The following is a 21,518-nucleotide window of genomic DNA, read 5'->3' as shown; positions in this document are numbered from 1 at the left end:
CTGAAAACGCACCCCGCCACGAGGACAACGATGTGATGAAGACGGCGACTCGTCTGCAGGCCGGATTCCTGCTGGCGATCGGCATGCTGGTACTCAATATCGTGCTGCCCCTGGCCACCACCCGCTGGGTCGGCAACGCCGAGCGTCAGCTGGAGCTGCACGAGCACACCGGGCGCGAGCTGAGCAACCTCCTATCCTCCCTCAAGGATGGCGAAACCGGCCAGCGAGGATTCGCCTTGACCGGCCGCGACGACTACCTGACCCCGCTCTACCAGGGCTATGGCGATGTCGACAAGGACATGGCGCGCTTCAAGGTGACGCTGGCCAACGATGAGCTGTTCGATGACCTGCAACGGCTGGTCGGGCTGCTCGCCGAGCAGCGCGCCTTCTTTAGCCGGGTCATCGAGCTGCGCCGCAGCGAAGGTCTGGCCGCCGCCGGCGACCTGGTCAGCACCGGCAAGGGCAAGCAACTCATGGACGCCATCCGCCTGCGCCTCGGCGAGATGCAGGGCGTGGTCGAGCAGCGCGTGCTGCTGGCCAAGCAGGAGATCGAGTGGCGCGGCTGGGTCGGGATGGCGATGCTGGGGCTGGTCACCCTGCTGGACCTGCTGGTGATCGCGCTGCTGTTCCACTTCACCTTCCGCATGCTGCGCGCGAGCCGCGACGCCCGTCTCGCCCAGGACCTGCTCAGCGAGCAACTGAGCCTGGGCATGCAGCGCGTGGAACTGCGCAACCACCAGATCTCGTTGCTGAGCCGCATGGCGGGTGCCCTGCACTCGGTGAACGAGTTCGACGAGTGCTTCGGCATCATCAGCCGCTTCGCCGGCCAGCTGTTTCCGCAGAGCGATGGTTGCCTGTACCTCTACCATCCCTCGCGGGACGTGCTCGAGGAGGCCGGGCACTGGGGGGGCTGGCAGGTGGGCAGCGTCGAGCTGTTCGAGCCCGACGACTGCTGGGCGATCCGCCGTGGCCAGAGCCACCTGGTGCTGGACGTGAACAAGGACCTGGTCTGCCCGCACCTGCACGACAGCCCGTTGGCAGCCAATGGCTCGCTCTGCGTGCCGCTCATGGCCCAGGGTGAACCCCTGGGGGTGATGACCCTGTGTGGCGGCGCTGCCGACCTGGAGCTGGCCGAAGCCTTCGCCGAACAGGTGTCCCTGGGCGTGGCCAACCTCAGCCTGCGCGAGAGCCTGCGCCAGCAATCGGTGGTGGACGCCCTGACCGGCCTGCACAACCGTCGCTTCCTCGACGAAACCCTGCGCCGCGAACTGCTGCGCGCCAGCCGCAAGCAGTCACCGGTGATCGTCGTGCTACTGGATGTGGACCACTTCAAACGCTTCAACGACACCTTCGGCCACGAGGCGGGGGACCTGGTGCTGCGTCACCTGGCCCTGGAAATGAAGCGCCATGTGCGCTCCAGCGACCTCGCCTGTCGCTATGGGGGCGAGGAGTTCGCCCTGGTGATGCCGGAAATCAGCCTGGAGGATGCCATGGAGCGTTGCGAGGCCCTGCGCCTCGGGGTCACCCGGCTGCAGATCCGCTACGGCGGCCAGCCCCTGGGGCCGATCGCCATCTCCCTGGGCCTGGCCTGTTTCCCCGCCGATGGCGAGAGCGCCGATGTGTTGCTGCATGCCGCCGACAGCGCGCTGTACCAGGCCAAGCGCGCCGGCCGTAACCAGCTGTGCCTGTACCAGGGCATACGCGGCCAGCACAGCATCGCCGCCGAGTCCCAGGCCCCGTAGGTTGGCGCCGAGCGTAGCGAGGCCCAACGATGGGCCTCATGAGGGAGGTAAAACGTTTCGCCAGCAGGGCCCGCCAGGGGCAGGCCCCCGTATCAGTCCACGCTGACCTTGCAATCGAAGGTCTGCTCCGGCGCCACGTCGGCTTCCCAGGGGCGCTGGTAGATCAGCAACAGGCGGCCTTCGCCGCTCTGCGCGGCATTGAAGCGCCAGGTGGACTCACCGGCGCCGCCCACCAGGCCGGCTTCCTCGGGGGTGTCGTAGACCTCCGGGCCGAGGCTGCGCAGTACGCCCGGCGCGGCGTCCTTCACCACCCAGCGGAACCCCGTGGTGGGATTGCTCGGCAGGGTCAGGACCAGCAACTGGCCCTTGTCCAGCTCGATCGGGCAACTGCTCTGTTTCTGCACCACCAGGCTGGTGGATTCATGGGCGCAAGCGGCCAGCAGCATCAGGGCGGCGGGCAGCAGCAGGCGGGGAAGGCGGGCAGGACTCATGGACGGCTCCATCGTTCAGGGGCCGGTGCAGCATATCCGCTGCATCGGCCCCTGGGTAGGCGCCGCAGGCCTCAGGCGAACAGCACCTTGGCGACGTCGGAGAAGCGCCGGGCGAAATGCACCGTCATGCCGTCGCGCAGGTAATCCGGCAGTTCCTCGTAGGAGCCACGGTTGGCCTCCGGGAGGATCAGCTCGAAGATCTTCTGCCGCCGCGCGGCGATCACCTTCTCGCGCACCCCGCCAATGGGCAGTACCTGGCCGGTGAGGGTCAGCTCGCCGGTCATGGCCACAGCCTTCTTCGGTGCCTGGTCGCGGGCCAGGGAGAGCAGGGCGCTGGCCATGGTGATGCCGGCGCTGGGGCCATCCTTGGGGGTGGCGCCCTCCGGCACGTGGAGGTGGACGAAAGCCTGGTCGAAGAACCCGGCATCGCCGCCGTACTTCTTCAGATTCGAGCTGATGTAGCTGTAGGCGATCTCGGCCGACTCCTTCATGACGTCACCCAACTGGCCGGTGAGCTTGAAGCCGCGGTTCAGCGTATGGATGCGCGTCGCCTCGATCGGCAGGGTGGCGCCGCCCATGCTGGTCCAGGCCAGGCCGGTGATCACGCCGGTGCCGGAGAGGAGCTGCTCCTTGCGGAACGGCGGGGTGCCGAGGAAGGGCTCCAGGTCCTTCTGCGCGACCTTGATCTTCGCCGTGGGGTCTTCGAGCATCTTCACCACCGACTTGCGGATGATCTTGCCCAGCTGCTTCTCCAGCTGGCGCACCCCGGCTTCGCGGGCGTAACCCTCGATCACCGAGGTCAGCGCGCCGTCGGTGATCGACAGGCGCTCCTTGGGCACACCGGTGCGCTCCAGCAGGCGCGGCCACAGGTGGCGCTTGGCGATGGCGTGCTTCTCCTCGGTGATGTAGCCGGAGAGGCGGATCACCTCCATGCGGTCCAGCAGCGGGCCGGGGATGGAGTCCAGGGTGTTGGCCGTGCACACGAACAACACCTTGGACAGGTCCATGCGCAGGTCCAGGTAGTGGTCGAGGAATTCGACGTTCTGCTCCGGGTCCAGCGTCTCCAGCAGTGCCGAGGCCGGGTCGCCCTGGTAGCTGGCGCCGAGCTTGTCGATCTCGTCGAGCATGATCACCGGGTTCATCACCTCCACGTCCTTCAGCGCCTGCACCAGCTTGCCGGGCAGGGCGCCGATGTAGGTGCGGCGGTGGCCCTTGATCTCGGCCTCGTCACGCATGCCGCCGACGCTGAAGCGGTAGAAGGGGCGGCCCAGGGATTCGGCGATGGACTTGCCGATGCTGGTCTTGCCCACGCCGGGCGGCCCCACCAGCAGCACGATGGAACCGGCGATCTCGCCCTTGAAGGCGCCTACCGCGAGGAACTCGAGGATGCGGTTCTTGATGTCGTCCAGCCCCGCGTGGTGCTTGTCGAGCACCTTGCGCGCATGGGTAAGGTCGAGCTTGTCCTTGCCGTACACGCCCCAGGGCACGCTGGTGGCCCAGTCCAGGTAGTTGCGGGTCACCGCGTATTCCGGCGAGCCGGTCTCCAGGATCGACAGCTTGTTCAGCTCTTCGTCGATGCGCTTCTTCGCCTGCTCCGGCAGTACCTTGCCCTGCAGGCGCTGGGTGAACTGCTCGGCGTCGGCGCTGCGGTCATCCTTGGTGATGCCCAGCTCCTGCTGGATGATCTTCAACTGCTCCTTGAGGAAGAACTCGCGCTGGTGCTGGCCGATCTTGCGGTTCACCTCGGCGGAGAGCTCGCTCTGCAGGCGTGCCACCTCCACTTCCTTGCGCAGCAGCGGCAGCACCTTCTCCATGCGCTTGAGCACCGGCACCGTGTCCAGCACCTCCTGCAGCTCCTTGGCCGGTGCACTGGTCAGGGCGGCGGCGAAGTCGGTGAGCGGCGACGGGTCATTGGGGCTGAAGCGGTTGAGGTAGTTCTTCAGCTCCTCGCTGTACAGCGGGTTGAGCGGCAGCAGCTCCTTGATCGCGTTGATCAGCGCCATGCCGTAGGCCTTCACCTCATCGCGCTGGTCGCTGGGGTTCTGCGGGTAGTCCACCTCCACCAGGTAGGGCGGGCGATGGCGCTTGAGCCAGCCACGGATGCGCACCCGCGACAGGCCCTGGGCAACGAACTGCAGCTTGCCGCCTTCACGGCTGGCATGGTGCACGCGCACCAGGGTGCCGTGCTCGGGCAGGGTGGAGGGGTCGAAATGGCGCGGGTCTTCCGGCGGGTTCTCCATGAAGAACAGCGCCAGGCAGTGGTGTTCGGTCTTGGACACCAGCTCCAGGGTCTCGGCCCAGGGCTCCTCGTTGACGATCACCGGCAGCACCTGGGCCGGGAAGAAGGGGCGGTTATGGATCGGGATGATGTACACCTTGTCCGGCAGGGTCTGGCCGGGCAGGACGAGGCCTGTGCTGTGCGGGCCGGTCGCTTCTTCGACGAGATCGGCGTGGATGTCCTGATCGCTCATTGGGCACCTGGTAGCTGGGTTCGTAGGGGCTGAAGGTTGGGCATGTGAGGCAGATGGGGCTGTGCCACGGGCTTTTCAAGCGTGGCTGCCAGGGCTGCGCTGCCGGGCGGTGCTGGGCAACAGCTGGCCATTTGCCTAAAATGTGCAAATTCTGACCACGACCCGCCATGCTAGTTGCCCGCCTTCTGCGCCTCGATGAACAGGCCCACGCCCATGCCCACGATCATCACCAACTGGTGATGTCGCTGTCCGGCCGCGCGGAATTCGAAGTGGGCGGCCGGGGCGGCGAGGTCTGCCGCATGCGCGCCTGCCTGGTGCCGGGGGATGCCGAGCATCAGTTCGCCGGCATGGGCGAGAACCGCATGCTGATCCTCGACCTCGACGAGCAGGGCACCAGCAGCGAAGACCGCGAGCTCCTCGCGCGCCTGTTCGAAACCCCGCGCTACCCCGCGCTGGATGCCGATTTCCAGAACCTCCTGAGCTACGCCGGCGCCGAACTGGCGCGCTACGGCAGCGACCAGATCCTCGCCCGCTCCCTGGGCGGCGTGCTGCTGCGGGCCCTGCACCTGCGCCTGTTCGGCGACCAGCCCCGGCGCCCGGCCGCTGGCCTGGACCTGGAGCCCCTCGACGCGCACATCCTGCAGAACCTGTCGCGGCGCATCAGCGTCGCCGAGCTGGCGCAGATTGCCTGCCTCAGCCCCAGCCACTTCCACGCCCTGTTCAAGGACAGCGTCGGCCTCAGCCCCCACCAATACCTGCTCAAGACCCGCCTCGACCGCGCCGCCCGCCTGCTGCGCGAGAGCGACCTGGCCCTGGTGCGCATCGCCGAGGAATGTGGCTTCTCCAGCCAGAGCGCGCTGACCAACGCCATGCGCCGCTACCTCGGCCTCACCCCACGGCGGCTGCGCAGCGGCCACTGAGGGAAGGGTGATGGCCAGTTGCTTCCGCCGGCCGCGTGAAGTTCCGCCGATCGACAGCTAATCTGCAATCCAACTGGTTCGCACAGGCCAGGGGCATGGCGCACGAGCCGCCCCCGTTGGCCGTTGAAAGGATGGAAGACGACATGCTGCGCTTCACTCCATGGGCCCCTGTAATGGGCCTGATCGGTCTTTTGTGGTGCCTGTGCGACACGCTCTCGGCGGCGACCCTGCAGGGCGAGGTGGTCGATGGCCATGGGCAGCCGCTGGGCGATGCGGTGCTCAGCCTGCAGGGCCCTTCGGGCAGCGCCGCCATTCCCGACACGGGCGTAATGGACCAGCGCGACAAGCAATTCGCCCCCTACGTGCTGGCGGTGCACACCGGCACCGCCGTGAGCTTCCCCAACAGCGACAACATTCGTCATCACGTCTACTCCTTCTCGCCGGCCAAGCGCTTCGAACTGCGCCTCTACCAGGGCACACCCGCCGAACCCGTGGTGTTCGACAAGCCCGGTGTGGTGGTGCTCGGCTGCAACATCCACGACTGGATGCTCGGCTACGTCTACATCACCGACGACCCCTTCTTCGCCGTCAGTGACGACGCCGGCCGCCTCAGTCTCGACCTTCCTCCCGGGCGCTACACCGCCAGCCTCTGGCACCCCCAGGTGCCCAACATGCTGCCCGTCGCCGCGGGCGAGGTGGAGGTCCCGGCCTCCGGCCTCGTCCAGCGCTTCCCGCTGACGCTGCAGGGAGCTCCGGCCGCACAACCGTCCGCGCCGGTGGAAAAAGGCTTCGGCGACGCATTCAAGAGGGCGGCGGGTGAGGCTCAGTAACAGCTTCCAGGCGCGCATCGCCTGCGTCCTCATTCTCCTGCTGCTGGTTGTGGTCAGTGCGCTGTACTTCGCCGTCAAGGTCGCCACAGGCGCCGCCGTGCAGGCCCAGGCGCGCGAGGAGCTGGATATCGGCGGGCGCGTCTTCGAGCGCCTGCTGGAGTCGCGCAGCCGCCAGTTGCATGACGCCGTGCAGGTGCTGGCGGCCGACTTCGGCTTCAAGGAGGCCGTATCCAGCGGCGACGAGGAAACCATCCGCTCTGCCCTCGGCAACTCCGGTGCACGCATCAACGCCGGTGCGGTGATGCTCCTGGGCATGGACGGCAAGCTGCAGGTCTCCACCGCTGGGCGGGTCGGCAGTGACTCCTCGGCGCGCCTCGCCGAACTGATGCAGGAGCACCAGCGCAATGGCGGGCAGGGCCTGCTGCAACCCATCGACGACGACATCTACCTCCTGGTCGAGGCCAACGTCACCGCGCCCATCCCCATCGCCCGCGTGGTCATGGGCTTCCGCCTGGATGCCGACTTCGCCAGCGAGATGCGTGAGCTCACCCACCTCGACATGAGCCTGGTGGCGACGCAGGCGGGTAAGCCGGACATCTGGCTCAGCACCCTGCCGGGCGACCTTGAGGAGGCGCTCAGGAGCGAGATCAAGACCCACGATGGCGACATCCTGCGCATCGGCGAGCGGCGCTACATGGATCGCCGCCTGGTGCTGTCCAGCGGGGCGGACTACCAGGTGCTGCTGCTCCTGCACAAATCCCTGGAGCAGGCCCAGGAGGCCTTCGCGCCGCTGGACCGGGACATCCTGCTGATCGCCCTCTGCGCGCTGCTTGGCTCCCTGACCGGCGCGCTGTTGCTGGCCCGCAGCGTGTCGCAGCCGGTGCGAGCCCTGGCCGCCGCCGCCCGGCGTATCGGCGAAGGCGACTACCAGAGCACCCTCGAGCTGGACCGCTCCGACGAACTGGGGCAACTGGCCGGCGCCATCAACCGCATGCGCGACGACATCGCCGAGCGTGAGCGGCAGCTCGCCCATAACGCCCTGCACGACACACTCACCGGCCTGCCCAACCGCACCTTGGCGCTGGAGCGCCTGGGCAGCGCCATCACCGCCGAACGGCCCACCGCGCTGCTCTACCTGGGCATCGGCAACTTCCGTTCGGTCAATGAAGCCTGTGGCCCTGGTGGCGGCGACCTCGTCCTGCAGCAGATCGGCCGGCGCCTGCACGCCACCCTGCGCCCCGGCGACAGCCTGGCGCGGCTGATCGCCGACGAATTCCTCCTGCTGCTGGAGGGCACCGACAGCGACAGTGCGGTGGCCGCGGCGGACAAGCTCCAGCAACTGCTGCTCAAGCCGCAGCGCATCGGCAGCCTCGACGTCGCCATCGATTCGCGCATCGGCATCGCCTGCTACCCCGCCGATGGCAGCACGCCGGAGGAGCTGCTGCGCCGCGCCGGCATCGCCATGCAGGATGCCGCCCAGGCGCCTGGCCACCTGCAGCTCTACCAGCAGGGCCGCGACGCCGCCCAGCAGCGCCAGGTGCTGCTGATCCGCGACCTGCGCCACGCCGCCGCGCGGGGCGAACTGCTGCTGCACTACCAGCCCAAGCTGGACATCGCCGAGGGCCGGGTGCTGCAGGCCGAGGCGCTGCTGCGCTGGCAGCACCCGCAGTTAGGCCTGGTCGCGCCCGGCGAGTTCATCCCCCTGGCCGAGCGCACCGGCAGCATCCAGTCGCTTACCGCCTGGGTCATCGAAGAGGTGCTGCGCCAGCTCCAGGAATGGGCCGGGCGCGGGCTGCGCCTGCAGGTTTCGCTGAACATCTCCACCGACGACCTGATAGGGCGCGAGCTGGTGGAGCGCATGCGCGGCCTGTTGCGACGCTTTCGGGTGCACCCCGACCAGCTGAGTTTCGAAATCACCGAAAGCGCGGTGATGCAGGACCCGGTCCAGGCGCTGAAGGTGCTCAACGGCCTGCGCGACCTGGGCATCAGCCTCTCGGTGGACGATTTCGGCACCGGCTACTCCTCCCTCGCCCAGTTGAAAAGCATGCCGGTGCAGGAATTGAAGATCGACCAGTCCTTCATCCGCGAGCTGGACGAGACCAGCGAAGACGCGGTGATCGTCCGCTCCACCATCGACATGAGCCACAGCCTCGGGCTCAAGGTGGTCGCCGAGGGCGTCGAGCACGCCCACAGCCTGCGCCTGCTCGAACGCTGGCGCTGCGACACCGCCCAGGGCTACCTGATCAGCCGGCCGCTATCGGCCAGCGCCTTCGAGGCCTGGATCGCCCAGCCACTCCACTCACCCATCGCCGCGGTGCACTGACCATGAACCGATGCCTGGCCCTGCTCATCGCCCTGTCCCTGCCCGCCGCTGCGTTCGCCGATGAGGGCCGCCTGCTGGCCACCGGCGGCGCCACCAGCGTCGAAGGCGCCGCCGGCGGTGGGATTACACCCTGGGCGGTGCTGGCCGGCTACGGCGAGAAGGGCGAGTGGGGCGCCACCGCGTTCGCCACCCGGGTCGAGACCGGCGACTACCGCCTCGATGCCGCAGGTGTCGCCGCCTCCTGGGACAACCGCATAGAGCTGTCCTACGCCCGCCAGCGCTTTGATCTCGGCACCCTGGCCCGCGACCTGTCGCTGCCGGAAAACACCCTCAGCCAGGATGTGGTGGGGCTCAAGGTGCGGCTGTTCGGCGACCTCATCTACGATCAGCTGCCGCAGGTGTCCCTGGGGCTCCAGTACAAGCGGCAGAAGGACTTTCTCATCCCCTCCCTGGTGGGCGCCCAGCGCGACGAAGACACCGAAGGCTACCTCGCCGTCAGCCGCCTGATCCTCGGTGGCGCCTTCGGCTACAACCTGTTGCTCAACGGCGGGCTGCGCTACAGCCGGGCCAACGAGCTGGGCCTGCTGGGCTTCGGCGGCGACCGCCGTGACGAACGCTCGGTGCTCAAGGAGGGCTCCATCGCCGTGCTGCCCGACCGCCACTGGGCCATAGGTGTGGAATACCGGGAAAAGCCCGACAACCTGAACTTCGCCGGCGAAAGCGACTGGGCGGACCTGTTCGTCGGCTACTTCCCCAACAAGCACCTGTCGGTGGTGTTGGCCTATGCGCGCCTCGGCGAGATCGCCACCCTCGACAACCAGGACGGCGTCTACCTGTCCGTGCAGGGGAGCTTCTGACATGCGCCGCCTGATCCTCGTCGCCACTCTGGTCCTGGCCGCCTGCGCCCAGCAGCCACCGAGGGACGACAGCCTCTACCAGGACCTGGGCGGCACGCCCGGCATCACCCGCATCGTCGAAGGCATGCTGCTGAACATCGCCAAGGACGAGCGCATCGTCGAACACTTCCGCAAGATCGACATCGAACGCCTGCGCGACAAGCTGGTGGAGCAGTTCTGCGTCGAGGCGGGTGGCCCCTGCGAATACACCGGCGACAGCATGGAGGAGAGCCACAAGGGCCAGCGCCTCACCGAAAGCGATTTCAACGCCCTGGTGGAAGACCTGCAGGACGCCATGGATGCCGAAGGCATCTCCAGCCGCACCCAGAATCGCCTGCTCGCACGCCTCGCGCCGATGCGCGGTCAGGTCATCCACAAGTAGCATTGCAGAGCGGCGGTTGCACCTTATGGTGCAACCGGGTTGCACGTCTTGTCGGACAGTCGGAGGATTTCGCAATAACTCCGGAGCTTTTCGAAAGAAAAGGGCGCCACCGCTCTCTACATTCCGCTGTCCCTTTCGCGCGTACGGGTCGACACTTGATCAGGCGCGAATCGATATGGCCAGACCGGACCAGGAAGACCAGGTGCAGTCCGGATGGCTTGGCGTCTCGTCCTGAGGCGAGGCATGACGCCTGAGCACCGATGACGGGCAGAGGTTGCACCCTACGGGTTGCGCCGGGCCCGCAAACCAATCGGTAATTGCCACGAGCAACTGCCAAATGCCAACCAGAGAGATGCGAAATACCCGTCGCACCTCCATAACAACAAACGACAGGGGAGACCCCCAATGAGTATGAGCAACCCGATGCTGATCACCTTCGTGATCTATATCGCTGCCATGGTGCTGATCGGCTTCGCGGCCTACCGCGCCACCAACAACCTTTCCGACTACATCCTCGGTGGCCGCAGCCTCGGCAGCTTCGTCACCGCACTGTCCGCTGGCGCCTCCGACATGAGCGGCTGGCTGCTGATGGGCCTTCCGGGTGCCGTCTACCTCTCCGGCTTGTCGGAAAGCTGGATCGCCATCGGCCTGATCGTCGGTGCTTATCTCAACTGGCTGTGGGTTGCCGGTCGTCTGCGCGTGCAGACCGAGCACAACGGCAACGCCCTGACCCTGCCCGACTACTTCACCAACCGCTTCGAAGACCACAGCCGCATCCTGCGCATCTTCTCGGCCCTGGTGATCCTGGTGTTCTTCACCATCTACTGCGCATCCGGCATCGTCGCCGGTGCCCGTCTGTTCGAGAGCACCTTCGGCCTCTCCTACGAGACCGCCCTCTGGGCCGGCGCCGCCGCCACCATCGCCTACACCTTCGTCGGTGGCTTCCTGGCGGTGAGCTGGACCGACACCGTGCAAGCCTCGCTGATGATCTTCGCCCTGATCCTCACCCCCATCGTGGTGATGCTGGCCACCGGTGGCATCGACCCCACCTTCGCCGCCATCGAGCTGAAGGACGCCACCAGCTTCGACATGCTCAAGGGCGCGTCCTTCATCGGCGTGATCTCCCTGCTGGCCTGGGGCCTGGGCTACTTCGGCCAACCGCACATCCTGGCGCGCTTCATGGCCGCTGATTCGGTCAAGTCGATCCCGGCTGCCCGCCGCATCTCCATGACCTGGATGGTGCTCTGCCTCGGCGGCGCCGTGGCCGTGGGCTTCTTCGGCATCGCCTACTTCTCGGCCCACCCGGAAGTCGCCGGCGCCGTCACCGAGAACCCCGAGCGCGTGTTCATCGAACTGGCCAAGCTGCTGTTCAACCCCTGGGTCGCCGGCGTGCTGCTGTCCGCCATCCTCGCCGCGGTGATGTCCACCCTCAGCTGCCAGCTGCTGGTGTGCTCCAGCGCCCTGACCGAAGACTTCTACAAGGCCTTCTTCCGCAAGAACGCCAGCCAGGTCGAACTGGTCTGGGTCGGTCGCGCCATGGTGCTGCTGGTAGCTGTGATCGCCATCCTCATCGCCGCCAACCCCGAGAGCAAGGTCCTGGGCCTGGTGTCCTACGCCTGGGCCGGCTTCGGTGCCGCCTTCGGCCCCGTGGTCATCCTCTCCCTGCTGTGGAAGGGCATGACCCGCAACGGCGCCCTGGCCGGCATGATCTTCGGTGCCGTCACCGTGGTGCTGTGGAAGCAGCTCCTCGGCTGGACCGGCCTGTATGAAATCGTCCCCGGCTTCATCCTCGCCACCCTCGGCATCCTGATCTTCAGCCACATCGGCAACGGCCCGTCCGCGGCCATGGTCAAGCGCTTCGACGAAGCCGAGAAGGAATACCAGGACGCCAGCGCCTGATGATCTAGCCGCCCGGGCCGCAGAGCCCGCGCGGTAAACAATTTGATAGTGCTTCAACGGCCCTCGTTCTCGGACCCGGGCCGTTTTTTTATGCCCGGGAAAACGCCTGCCGCACGGTGAGGACCCTTGCTTTTCGTGGGAGCGAATTCATTCGCGATGCGTGTGTGGGGCGGACCGTCGGGTTGCACCCGACCTACGAGGGAGTGCCTCCCACCTCCCGGCTCAACCAATCGAAGAACGCCTTCACCGGCGGGTGCCGCTCGCGGCCCGGCACGCAGAGGGTGGAATAGCCCGCGCCCTCCACGCTGATCTCCGGCCGGTAGGGCACCAGCAGGCCGCTGGCGACGCTTTCGGACACCAGGATCGAGCTCGCCAGCACCAGCCCCTGGCCGGCGATGGCCGCTTGCAGGGCGTAGTGCTCCTCGTCGTACTCGCGCTGCGGCGCGGTCTCCAGCAGGCGCTGCTCGCCGGCGGCCTGGCACCAGGCCTTCCAGCCCAGTTCGTAGAGCTGCGCGTTGCGCCAGCGGATGGTGATCAGCGTCGGCTGGCGGTTGCCCAGCTCGGCCACCAGCGCCGGCGAGCCGTAGACGCCGAAGCACTCGTCCAGCAGGCACTGGCTGTGCAGGCTCGGGTAGCTGCCGATGCCGTAGCGGATCACCAGGTCGATGCTGGCGTCCTGGTGCAGGTCCACCAGGGTGTTGCGGGTGTCCAGGCGCAGGCTGATGGCCGGGTGCGCGGCATAGAAGCGCCCCAGGCGGGGGATCAGCCACAGCGCGGCGAAGGCCGGGGTGGTGGACAGGGTCAACTGGCCGCCGCTGCGTTGCGGGCGCAGCTGGTCGAGGGTCTGGGTCACCTCCAGCAGCGCCCCGTGCAGGCTGCCGAACAGCTGCTGGCCGCAGGCCGTGAGGCGCACGCTGCGGGGCAGGCGCTCGAACAGCGGTGCCCCGAGCCAGCCTTCCAGGCTGCGGATCTGGTGGGACACCGCCGTGGGCGTCACCGCCAGTTCCTCGGCGGCGGCCTTGAAGCTCAGCAGGCGCGCGGCGGATTCGAAGGTGCGCAGGGCGGTCAGGGGCAGGTTGGCGAACATCTGGGCTCCACGGATGAAATGGATTCATCCCGATGAACTATCGGTCATTTGTCCGGAAATACGGCTGGACCTAGCTTAGTGCCTGTGTTCAGGCCCGTCACCGGCCTCCAAGAAACGACCTTGACCCAGGAGCAACAGATGAGCCGCATTCTCTCGATCCAAGGCAGCCCCCGTGGCGAACGTTCCCACTCTCGCCGCCTGCAGGACGCCTTCCTCGCCGCCTGGCAGGGCCAGGACGCCGCCCGCCAGGTGACCCACCGCGAAGTCGGTCGCTCGCCCATCGCCCCGGTCACCGAAGGCTGGATCGCCGCTGCCTTCCACCCCGAGCCGGAGAAGCGTACCGAGGTGATGAAGGCCGACCTGGCCCTCAGCGACCTGCTGGTGGACGAGCTGTTCGCCGCCGATCGCCTGGTGATTTCCGCGCCCATGTACAACTTCGGCGTGCCCAGCGGGGTCAAGGCCTGGGTCGACCAGATCGTGCGCATCCGCCGCACCTTCGACTTCCACCCCGACCGTCCCGGCAACCCCTACACACCGCTGGTGCTGGGGCGCAAGGCGCTGATCATCACCACCCGTGGCGACCACGGCTACGGCTCCGGCGGCGTCAACGCCCAGATGAACCACGCCGACGCCTACCTGCGCACCGTGCTGGGCTACATCGGCATCACCGATGTGACGGTGGTGGCGGTGGAGAACGACGAGTTCGGCGGCGACGCCTTCCAGCAGTCCTACCAGCGCGCGGAGCGCGCCCTGGTGGAGCTGGCCGAGGTCTTCTGAGGAGGTCGCCATGGCCTGGTTGTTCCTGTTGATCGCGGCGTTCTTCGAGGTGCTCTTCGCCATGAGCATGAAGTACGCCAACGGCTTCACCCAACCGCTGCCCAGCGCCCTGGTGGTGCTGGCGGCCACCGCCGGCATCTACTTCCTCACCCTGGCCATGCGCGTGCTGCCGGTGAGCGTCGCCTACCCGATCTGGACCGCCATCGGCACCCTCGGCACCGTCATCCTCGGCGTGGCGCTGCTGGGCGAATCCATCACCCCGATGAAGCTGCTGTCGGTGGCGCTGATCATCGCCGGGGTGGCGGGGTTGAAGTGACAGGCCGCTGCTCGGTTGTGACCGGTATGTAGGGTGGAGGTCGCTTTTTACCTCCACCAGACGGAGTCGAGCGCGGCACTTAGCAGTTCCTGAAACCGCACATTGATGGGTTTCGCTTCGCTCTACGCCATCCTACGAAAGCGCAAGGCATCGCGAATGAATTCGCTCCCACAAGGGCGGCGCTGCGCGCCGCTGGGCGACTGAAGTCGCCCCTACGGGAGGTTCCTCTTCGCAAGGCACGGCCATTGCCCTAAGCTGCCACGCTTTCCCCCCATCGAGGCGTTTACGTGAGCTCCCAAGACCCCCTGCACGGCATGACCCTGGCAAAGATCCTCGAAGAGCTGGTCGCCAAGTACGGTTGGGACGGGCTGGCCAAGCGCATCGATATCCGCTGCTTCAAGAGCGACCCGAGCATCAAGTCGAGCCTGACCTTCCTGCGCAAGACGCCCTGGGCGCGGGAGAAGGTCGAGTCGCTGTTCATCGACGTGCGCCGCCGCCAGGAGTGAGCCCTCAGAGCCGGCTGGCCCGCACCGAGGCTTCCGGCATCTGGCACAGGGTGGCGCGGCCCGGCTCCAGGTAGGGCTGCAGGATCGGCGCCATGCCCTTCATCACCTGCACCGGCAGCGCCGAGGTGAAGCGGAAGTTCGAGGCCTGGCTGCCTGCCACGTAGGCGGTGAGGGTGCCGAAGTGCCGCGGCCCCAGGTAGAAGACGAAGGTGGCAGTGCGGTTCAGTGCCTTGGAGCTGATCACCTGGCCGCTGCGCCCCACCGTCTGCAGGCGGTTATCCCCTGTACCGGTCTTGCCGCCCATCACCAGCGGCTTGCCGTCGGGCTGGGTGAAGGTGCCTTGCAGGCGCCGCGCGGTACCGGCATCCACCACTTGCGAGAGCGCCTCGCGCAGCGCCGTCGCCACTTCAGAAGCCATCACCCGTTTGCCCGGCGCCGCCGCGTGGCTGAGCAGGGTTTCGTAGGGCGTGTCGGCGGCGAAATGCAGGCGGTCGATGCGCACCGTGGGCAGGCGCACGCCGTCGTTGACGATGATCCCCATCAGCTCCGCCAGCGCCGCCGGGCGGTCGCCCGAGCTGCCCAGCGCGGTGGCCAGGGAGGGCACCAGGTGGTCGAAGGGATAGCCCAGCTGGCGCCACTGCTGGTGGATGTCGAGGAAGGCTTCCACCTCCAGCATGATGCGGATGCGCTTGTCCCGGGCGTTCTTGCGCTGTGATTTGAACAGCCAGCCGTACACCTCGCTGCGCGGCCCGCCGCTGGCTTCCACCGCCTCGCGGTAGGTGGCCTGCGGGTGGCCCTGCCGGTAGGCCAGCAGCCACAGCTCCAGCGGGTGCACCCGCGCCACGTAACCCTGGTCGTTGAGGTTGAAGGCGCCGGGGCCGTAACGGTCGTACAGCTGGTTGATGCGCTTCTCGGCCAGGGCCTCGTTGGGCAGGCGCTCGCGCATGAAGGCGGCGAAGGTCGCGCGGTCGGCCTGTGGTTGCAGGTAGCGGTGGATGGCCGCGAGGCGCGAGGCCCAGGGGCGCAGGCCGTCGAGGAAGGTGGCCATGCGCTCGTCGGCGTCCTTGCCCTTGTACTTGTTCCAGAAACGCAGCAGGTAGGTCTGGCTCTCGCGGGAGACGAACAGGTCCAGGTAGCCCTGGCGGCGTGGGTCCCTGTCGTCGGAGAGCAGCGCCACCTTGCCGCCGTCGGGGCGGTAGATGTTGTGGCGCACGATGTCGCGCAGCAGGCGCACGAAGGGCAGGTTGATCGACTCGCGCAGGGCGTCGCGCAGGCTCGGGTTGCGGCCGTTGTCCTCCTTGCGGAAGTTGCTGAAGGTGTGCAGCCCGCCACCGGTGAAGAAGCTCTCGCTGGGGCTGGCCGAGTAGGTGCGGTCCAGCGCCGCCGCCAGCATCGGCGCCAGGCTGCGGTCGTGGGTGGTGGCCAGGTAATCGAGGGCCCAGCGGCTCAGGGCGTCCAGCGGGTCGACCTGCACCTTGCGCAGCTCCGCCGCCGGCATCTCGCCGTAGTGGGTGTGCAGCGCGGTGATGGAGTCCAGGTAGGTGGCCAGCACTCGCAGCTTGGCGGTGGAGCCCAGCTCCAGCTTGCTGCCCTCGTTGATGTCGAAGGGCTGGTCGGTGTTGTCGGTCTGCACCCGCACCTGGTTGCCCGAGGGCGTGCGCTCGAAGAGGGTGAAGCTGTAGCGCACCTCGCGGGTCTTCTCCGGCGACAGCAGGCGCTCGCCGAACAACCCGGCCTGCTCGGCGTAGGCCGGCTCGGCGAGGTCGTGCAGGTAGGTGGTGACGGCCTGCTGCAGCTCGCCCTGCAGGCTGCTGCTGGCGGCCAGGTCGAGGCGGTCGAGGTCGTAGAGCGGCATCTGCAGCATGCTCGACAGGCGCGCCCGCGCCAGGCTGATGCCCTTGTTGCCTTCGATGCGCGACAGCGCCGGCTCCTGCTGCAGGTCGCGGAAGCCCAGGCGCGCCTCCAGGGCGGCCTGGCCCAGGGCCGGGCGCAGCACGCCGGCGTTGCCCAGCAGGCGCAGGTGGCTGTCGGTCAGCGCCTCCAGCTCCTCACGCCCGCGTGACAGGTAATAGGAGGGGCGGCGCTGGGCGATCATCAGCGACACCACCTGGCGCAGCGCCAGGCCCCGTGCCTGCAGGTGTTCGGGCTCGTCTTGGTGCTCGGCCAGCAAGCGGTTCACCTGCTCGAAGTCGGCGCCGTACCAGACCCGCAAGCCATCGGCCAGGCCGTGCACCTCGCCATGGCCCGGCACGGCGGAGAGCGGCACGCTGTTGAGGTAGTCGAGCACCACGCGCTGGCGGGCGGCCAGGGTTTCCGGTCCGCCCCGGTAGGCGCGCACGCTGGCCGAAGCCATCTGGCGGATCTTCTCGCCGGCCGACAGGGTGAGGCCGGAGGGCGAGTGGCGGTACTTCTCCAGCTGGGTCGCCAGGGTGCTGCCGCCGGCGCTCTGCCCGGGCATGTCGAGCACCTTGCCGGCCTGGCTCAGCGCCGCCTTGACGAAGCGCGGCCAGTCCACCGCCGGGTTGGCCAGGGGCTCGTCGGCCAGCAGGGAGCGGTTCTCGATGAACAGCAGGCTGCTGGTGAGCAGCGGCGGGATGGCGGAGAAGCCCGGGTAGAGCTGCTGTGGGTAGCTGAAGCGGTACAGCGGCTCGCCCCGGCAATCGCTGATGTCGATGCCCGCCTGGACCTTCTCCCGGTACGGCGGAAACAGCCCGTGGCGGCTGTACTCCATCAGCTCCGGGGAGAAGCGCACCTGCTGGCGGATGGCATAGCCGCGCTGGTCCAGGCGCTGCAACATCGGCGGCAGGTAGACGTAGCCCAGGCGCTTGTCGAAGGGGCCGTCGTGGGGGTAGAGGATGGCGTCGCTGGGGCCTTCTTCGAGGCTGTAGTTCAGGGTTGCGGCATAGCGGGTGATTTCGCGGGATTGCAGCCAGGAACTGCGCATCTCCTCGCGGGCGGCGAGGGCAATGGCGACACCGGCCAGCAGCATCAGGGTCCAGAACGCCAGGCGGTGTTTCTTGCGGCGGGAGCGGCCGGGCCGCAAGGTGACCTCGTTGAGGCTACCTTTCGGTATCTCGGTGGACGATGCGTCGGTTTGCCATAAAACGCCCATGGTCGATGGCCTGGCTGGCGCGTTACCGCTCTTGTACAAAGCGTAGTTGCTGAGAACCGCAGCGCGCCCCGAAACGACATAAAACAAGGCGATAGGCCATGTCAGACGATAACCGGCAGCAAATAGACCGCAGTTGGCGCGCCAATGCCGGCGCCTGGACCGACGCCGTGCGCGGGCGACGCATCGAAAGCCGTCGCCTGGCCACCGACGGCGCCATGCTCGATGCGCTGGTGGCGCGGGCACCGCAGCGTGTGCTGGACCTGGGGTGTGGCGAGGGCTGGCTGTGCCGTGCCCTGGCCGAGCGGAGCATTGCCGCCCTGGGCGTGGATGCGTCCCCGGGGCTGGTTGAGCTGGCGCGGGCCGCAGGGGGAGCGTTCGAGTGCTGCGACTACCAGGGCTTTATCGAGCAGCCCCTGCGCTTCGGCCGCTTCGATGCCGTGGCCTGCAACTTCGCCTTGCTGGAAGAGCACCTGCAGCCCCTGCTCACGGCGATTGGCCTGGCTTTGGCGCCGGGCGGCGCACTGCTGCTGCAGACCGTCCACCCCTGGACGGCGGCGGGCGAGGAGGGCTACCGCGATGGCTGGCGCCTGGAGACCTTCGCCGCCTTCGACGGGGCCTTCGCCGAGCCCATGCCCTGGTACTTCCGCACCCTGGAATCCTGGCTGGCCCTGCTGGGGCGCAGCGGCCTCGTGCTGGAGGCGCTGCACGAACCCCGTCATCCCGACAGCGGGGTGCCGCTGTCGTTGCTGCTCATCACCCGCCCTCAGGGCTGAATGCGGTAGAGGGTGCGGGTCACCCCGTAGCCGGGGTTGGTCAGGCGCACGGGCGTGGGCGTGGCCTGCGGCGGCTTGCGCTGGTTGAGGCGGTTGCTCAGGTCCAGCCAGGCCGCCAAGGCCGACATCAGCAGCACCCCGGCGCAGGCCAGCGCCACCTGGCCCACGGCGTTGAGCCCGTAGAGGGTGGCGACGGCGTCCGCCAGGGGTGCCAGCAGCACGCTGAGGCAGAACACTTCCAGCGAGTGCATGCCCATGCGGCACACTTCGCGGGCCGGCCAGCGGGTCAGCCAGTCGCTGCGCGGCAGCAGCACGGCCACGCAGTAGGCGAGGGCGAGGAAGTGCAGCAGGCGCATGGGCGAGAGGTCGGTCTTGTCCAGCGGGTAGAGCACATCGCGCACCAGCATAGGCATCCAGGCGTCGTGCAGGCCGGGCACCTTCCAGCTCAGGGCGACCACCGCGCTGAACACCAGGTAGCCGGCAGCGGCGAAGAACAATGGCGACTTCCAGGTGGCCGGCGGCGCATCGGCCGGCCGCGTCTGCGCATGGCGCGCGGCCACGCCGCCGAGGACGAAGAGGAACTGCCAGGCCAGCGGATTGAAGAACCACTCGCCGCCGGGGTGCGAGCTGAGGTTCCACCCGGGCGCGCACAGGTACAGCGCGCCGGACAGCGCCAGGGCGGCGAAGCTCCAGCGCATCAGCAGCGGCAGGATAAGCGGCAGCCCGGCCAGCAGCACCACGTACAGCGGCAGCGGGTCCATCAGGTTGGGCTTGAAGCGCAGCAGCAGCTCATCGATCAGCGCCTGCTGCGGGTTGGCCAGGAAGTAGTCGAGGCCCATCTCGTTGATGAAGTTGCGGCTGTCCACATGGTTGTTGGTGTAGAACACCACCCCCATCAGCACCGCCAGCAGGAAGATGTGGGCCACATACAGCACCCAGACCCGGCGCAGTACCCGCAGGCAGGCCACCGCGTAGCCGTCGCGCAGCAGCAGCTTGCCGTAGGCGAGCACGGCGGCGTAGCCGGCGAGGAAGACGAAGATCTCCGCCGCGTCGCTGAAGCCGAAGTTGCGCGGCGTCACCTGGCCCAGCGGGTTGTGCGGAATGTGGTCCCAGAAGATGAACACCAGGGCCAGCCCACGGAAGAAGTCGATACGGAGGTCGCGTCCTGTCTGCATGGCGGCATACTCGCGGCAAGTCTCTCGCCCGGGCTGGGCGAACGATGGGTCCTGAAGTTCTGACTGTGCGCCCGTGGCGAGTTTCCCCATGCAAGACCAACGGTCGTGCATGGCCCGACGCGTGGCTTTACCACTGCAGCGGGAAGCCGCACTATCCGCGCGTTTCGATGCGTGCATTCAAGGAGAGAAGATGAGCAAGGCGCTGTTGGTCGTGGACATGCAGGCGGGGCTGTTCCTCACCACCCCGGAACCCTGGCGCGCCGGGGATATCCTCGAGCGCATCAACCGCCTCGCCGACCGCGCCCGGCGCGCCGGCGTGCCGGTGATCTACGTGCAGCACGACGGCGAGCCGGGCAGCGAGCTGGAGCCCGGCTGCATCGGCTGGCAGCTGCACCCGGGCCTGGAGCGCGGCGACAACGACTGGGTGGTGCGCAAGACCGCCTGCGATGCCTTCTTCGAGACCGAGCTCAAGGCCACCCTGGAGAAGCTGTACGTCACCGACCTGGTGGTGACCGGCTACGCCACCGAATTCTGCGTCGACACCTCCATCCGCCGCGCCGCCAGCGAAGGCTTCAACGTCATCCTGGCCAGCGACGCGCACACCACCCGTGACCGGCCGCACCAGCGCGCCGAGGCGATAGTCGCCCACCACAACTGGGTCTGGAGCGAATTCATCCAGCCACGGAACCCCATGCGCCTGCAGCAGGCCGAAGAGATTCACTTCTGAGGAGAGACACCATGGGCCGCATCACCTTTCCCGACGGCACCGCCGTGCCCGCCATCGGCCAGGGCACCTGGCACATGGGCGAACGCCCCGACCAGCGCGCCCGCGAGGTCGCCGCCTTGCGCCTGGGCCTGGAGCTGGGCATGAACCTGATCGACACCGCCGAGATGTACGCCGAGGGCGGCGCCGAGCAGGTGGTGGGCGAGGCCATCGCCGGGCATCGCGACGCGGTATTCCTGGTCAGCAAGGTGTACCCGTGGAACGCCAGCCGCCAGGGCGTCGAGCAAGCCTGCGAACGCAGCCTCAAGCGCCTGGGCACCGACCGCCTCGACCTCTACCTGCTGCATTGGCCGGGCGAGCACCCGCTGGAGGAAACGGTGGAAGGCTTCGAGCGCCTGCGCGAGCAGGGCAAGATCCTGCGCTGGGGCGTCTCCAACTTCGACCAGGCCGACATGCAGGGCCTGCCCACTGGCTGCGCCGCCAACCAGGTGCTGTATAACCCCGAATCCCGCGGCATCGAGTTCGACCTGCTGCCCTGGCAGCAACGCCAGCGCCTGCCGCTCATGGCTTACTGCCCGGTGGGGCAGGGTGGCAGCCTGCTGCGTGACGCGGCGCTCGTCGAAGTCGCCCGCCGGCACGACGCCACCCCGGCGCAAGTCGCCCTGGCCTGGGCCCTGCGCCGGGACGGCGTGATCGTCATCCCCAAGGCCGTCGACCCCGTGCACATCAAGCAGAACGCCGGCGCCGGCGAGTTGCGCCTGAGCGCCGACGACCTGGCGCTGATCGACCGCGCCTACCCGGCGCCGACCCGCAAGCAGCGGCTGGATATGGTCTGACCCGCTTCGCACCCTGGGTGGGCGCCGAGCGTAGCTGTGTCGGTGGGCGTAGGCTGGGCGTAGGGTGGGCTTCAGCCCACCGTTTTTTCGGCGGGCACGAGGCTTGGCTGATCACCGAGCCTGGAGGATGGGCTTCGCGAAGCGAAACCCTTGGCTATGCCTGCGTTAAGTGTTGCTAGAAGATTTGAGTCCAGCTGATTGCTGAGCTTTGCTGGTGCTTCTGGTTTCGCCCCCCCCGGGCGAGTCCCTTTTCCAATC

Annotated in this window: 18 protein-coding genes; 13 read left to right on the top strand and 5 right to left on the bottom strand. The window is 67.8% G+C overall.

Going from position 1 to position 21,518, the window contains the following annotated elements; translation table 11 throughout:
* Positions 1 to 35 precede the first annotated feature (35 nt).
* Positions 36 to 1,742 (top strand): diguanylate cyclase, encoded by a 1,707-nt coding sequence (locus tag PI990_RS23430; RefSeq protein ID WP_271658648.1) that lies wholly within the window; start codon positions 36 to 38, stop codon positions 1,740 to 1,742.
* Positions 1,743 to 1,834: 92 nt separating this feature from the next.
* Here PI990_RS23430 and PI990_RS23425 read toward each other — a convergent pair whose 3' ends face one another.
* Together PI990_RS23425 and lon are read right to left on the bottom strand one after the other, a co-directional pair.
* Complete coding sequence (locus PI990_RS23425; RefSeq protein WP_271658647.1) at positions 1,835 to 2,233, bottom strand: protease inhibitor I42 family protein; 399 nt, start codon at positions 2,231 to 2,233, stop codon at positions 1,835 to 1,837.
* A 71-nt stretch (positions 2,234 to 2,304) separates the two neighbouring features.
* Positions 2,305 to 4,704, bottom strand: coding sequence for an endopeptidase La (gene lon, locus PI990_RS23420; RefSeq protein WP_184487809.1), 2,400 nt, complete (start codon positions 4,702 to 4,704; stop codon positions 2,305 to 2,307).
* Between the two features lie 167 nt (positions 4,705 to 4,871).
* Between lon and PI990_RS23415 the strand changes: the two genes are divergently transcribed.
* From PI990_RS23415 to putP, 6 genes are all read left to right on the top strand, one after another.
* On the top strand, positions 4,872 to 5,624 hold the full coding sequence (locus PI990_RS23415; RefSeq protein ID WP_271658646.1) for an AraC family transcriptional regulator: 753 nt from the start codon (positions 4,872 to 4,874) through the stop codon (positions 5,622 to 5,624).
* A 143-nt stretch (positions 5,625 to 5,767) separates the two neighbouring features.
* On the top strand, positions 5,768 to 6,454 hold the full coding sequence (locus tag PI990_RS23410) for a methylamine utilization protein (protein ID WP_442969295.1): 687 nt from the start codon (positions 5,768 to 5,770) through the stop codon (positions 6,452 to 6,454).
* On the top strand, positions 6,441 to 8,777 hold the full coding sequence (locus PI990_RS23405) for a bifunctional diguanylate cyclase/phosphodiesterase (RefSeq protein WP_271658645.1): 2,337 nt from the start codon (positions 6,441 to 6,443) through the stop codon (positions 8,775 to 8,777). Before PI990_RS23410 ends, PI990_RS23405 begins: the two co-directional genes overlap by 14 nt.
* Positions 8,778 to 8,779: 2 nt before the next feature.
* Positions 8,780 to 9,634 carry a DUF3034 family protein gene (locus tag PI990_RS23400; RefSeq protein WP_271658644.1) on the top strand — a complete coding sequence of 285 codons (855 nt, stop codon included), beginning with the start codon at positions 8,780 to 8,782 and terminating at the stop codon, positions 9,632 to 9,634.
* A 1-nt stretch (position 9,635) separates the two neighbouring features.
* Complete coding sequence (locus PI990_RS23395) at positions 9,636 to 10,055, top strand: group I truncated hemoglobin (protein ID WP_021222102.1); 420 nt, start codon at positions 9,636 to 9,638, stop codon at positions 10,053 to 10,055.
* A gap of 405 nt (positions 10,056 to 10,460) precedes the next feature.
* On the top strand, positions 10,461 to 11,954 hold the full coding sequence (gene putP, locus PI990_RS23390) for a sodium/proline symporter PutP (RefSeq protein ID WP_184487813.1): 1,494 nt from the start codon (positions 10,461 to 10,463) through the stop codon (positions 11,952 to 11,954).
* Positions 11,955 to 12,147: 193 nt separating this feature from the next.
* Here the strand turns inward: putP and PI990_RS23385 are convergent, their stop codons facing one another.
* Positions 12,148 to 13,041 (bottom strand): LysR substrate-binding domain-containing protein, encoded by an 894-nt coding sequence (locus PI990_RS23385; protein WP_271658643.1) that lies wholly within the window; start codon positions 13,039 to 13,041, stop codon positions 12,148 to 12,150.
* A gap of 138 nt (positions 13,042 to 13,179) precedes the next feature.
* Between PI990_RS23385 and PI990_RS23380 the strand changes: the two genes are divergently transcribed.
* From PI990_RS23380 to PI990_RS23370, 3 genes are all read left to right on the top strand, one after another.
* On the top strand, positions 13,180 to 13,818 hold the full coding sequence (locus tag PI990_RS23380) for an FMN-dependent NADH-azoreductase (RefSeq protein WP_271658642.1): 639 nt from the start codon (positions 13,180 to 13,182) through the stop codon (positions 13,816 to 13,818).
* Positions 13,819 to 13,828: 10 nt separating this feature from the next.
* Positions 13,829 to 14,134 carry a DMT family transporter gene (locus PI990_RS23375; RefSeq protein ID WP_021222098.1) on the top strand — a complete coding sequence of 102 codons (306 nt, stop codon included), beginning with the start codon at positions 13,829 to 13,831 and terminating at the stop codon, positions 14,132 to 14,134.
* A gap of 314 nt (positions 14,135 to 14,448) precedes the next feature.
* Entirely contained in the window at positions 14,449 to 14,640 is a 192-nt protein-coding gene (locus PI990_RS23370; protein ID WP_031288793.1) for a VF530 family DNA-binding protein, read from the top strand.
* A gap of 4 nt (positions 14,641 to 14,644) precedes the next feature.
* On the opposite strand, the gene PI990_RS23365 is transcribed toward PI990_RS23370, so the two are convergent.
* Positions 14,645 to 17,752: a transglycosylase domain-containing protein gene (locus tag PI990_RS23365; RefSeq protein WP_442969294.1), complete on the bottom strand. Its 3,108-nt coding sequence runs from the start codon at positions 17,750 to 17,752 to the stop codon at positions 14,645 to 14,647.
* A 98-nt stretch (positions 17,753 to 17,850) separates the two neighbouring features.
* Here PI990_RS23365 and PI990_RS23360 point away from each other — a divergent pair, with 98 nt between their 5' ends.
* A complete protein-coding gene (locus PI990_RS23360) occupies positions 17,851 to 18,525 on the top strand; it encodes a class I SAM-dependent methyltransferase (RefSeq protein WP_271658641.1) in 675 nt (224 codons plus the stop codon).
* On the opposite strand, the gene PI990_RS23355 is transcribed toward PI990_RS23360, so the two are convergent.
* The gene (locus PI990_RS23355) at positions 18,516 to 19,700 is read right to left on the bottom strand and encodes an OpgC family protein (protein ID WP_271658640.1); all 1,185 of its coding nucleotides are present in this window, start codon (positions 19,698 to 19,700) and stop codon (positions 18,516 to 18,518) included. The genes PI990_RS23360 and PI990_RS23355 overlap by 10 nt on opposite strands.
* A 190-nt stretch (positions 19,701 to 19,890) precedes the next feature.
* Here PI990_RS23355 and PI990_RS23350 point away from each other — a divergent pair, with 190 nt between their 5' ends.
* Both PI990_RS23350 and PI990_RS23345 read left to right on the top strand, forming a co-directional pair.
* On the top strand, positions 19,891 to 20,427 hold the full coding sequence (locus tag PI990_RS23350) for a cysteine hydrolase family protein (protein WP_271658639.1): 537 nt from the start codon (positions 19,891 to 19,893) through the stop codon (positions 20,425 to 20,427).
* Positions 20,428 to 20,438: 11 nt separating this feature from the next.
* Complete coding sequence (locus PI990_RS23345) at positions 20,439 to 21,260, top strand: aldo/keto reductase (RefSeq protein ID WP_271658638.1); 822 nt, start codon at positions 20,439 to 20,441, stop codon at positions 21,258 to 21,260.
* Positions 21,261 to 21,518 lie beyond the last annotated feature (258 nt).

It is taken from the genome of Pseudomonas sp. TUM22785 (genome assembly GCF_028198105.1).
Classification (GTDB): domain Bacteria; phylum Pseudomonadota; class Gammaproteobacteria; order Pseudomonadales; family Pseudomonadaceae; genus Metapseudomonas; species Metapseudomonas solani.
This window is presented reverse-complemented; position numbering and strand designations above follow the sequence as displayed.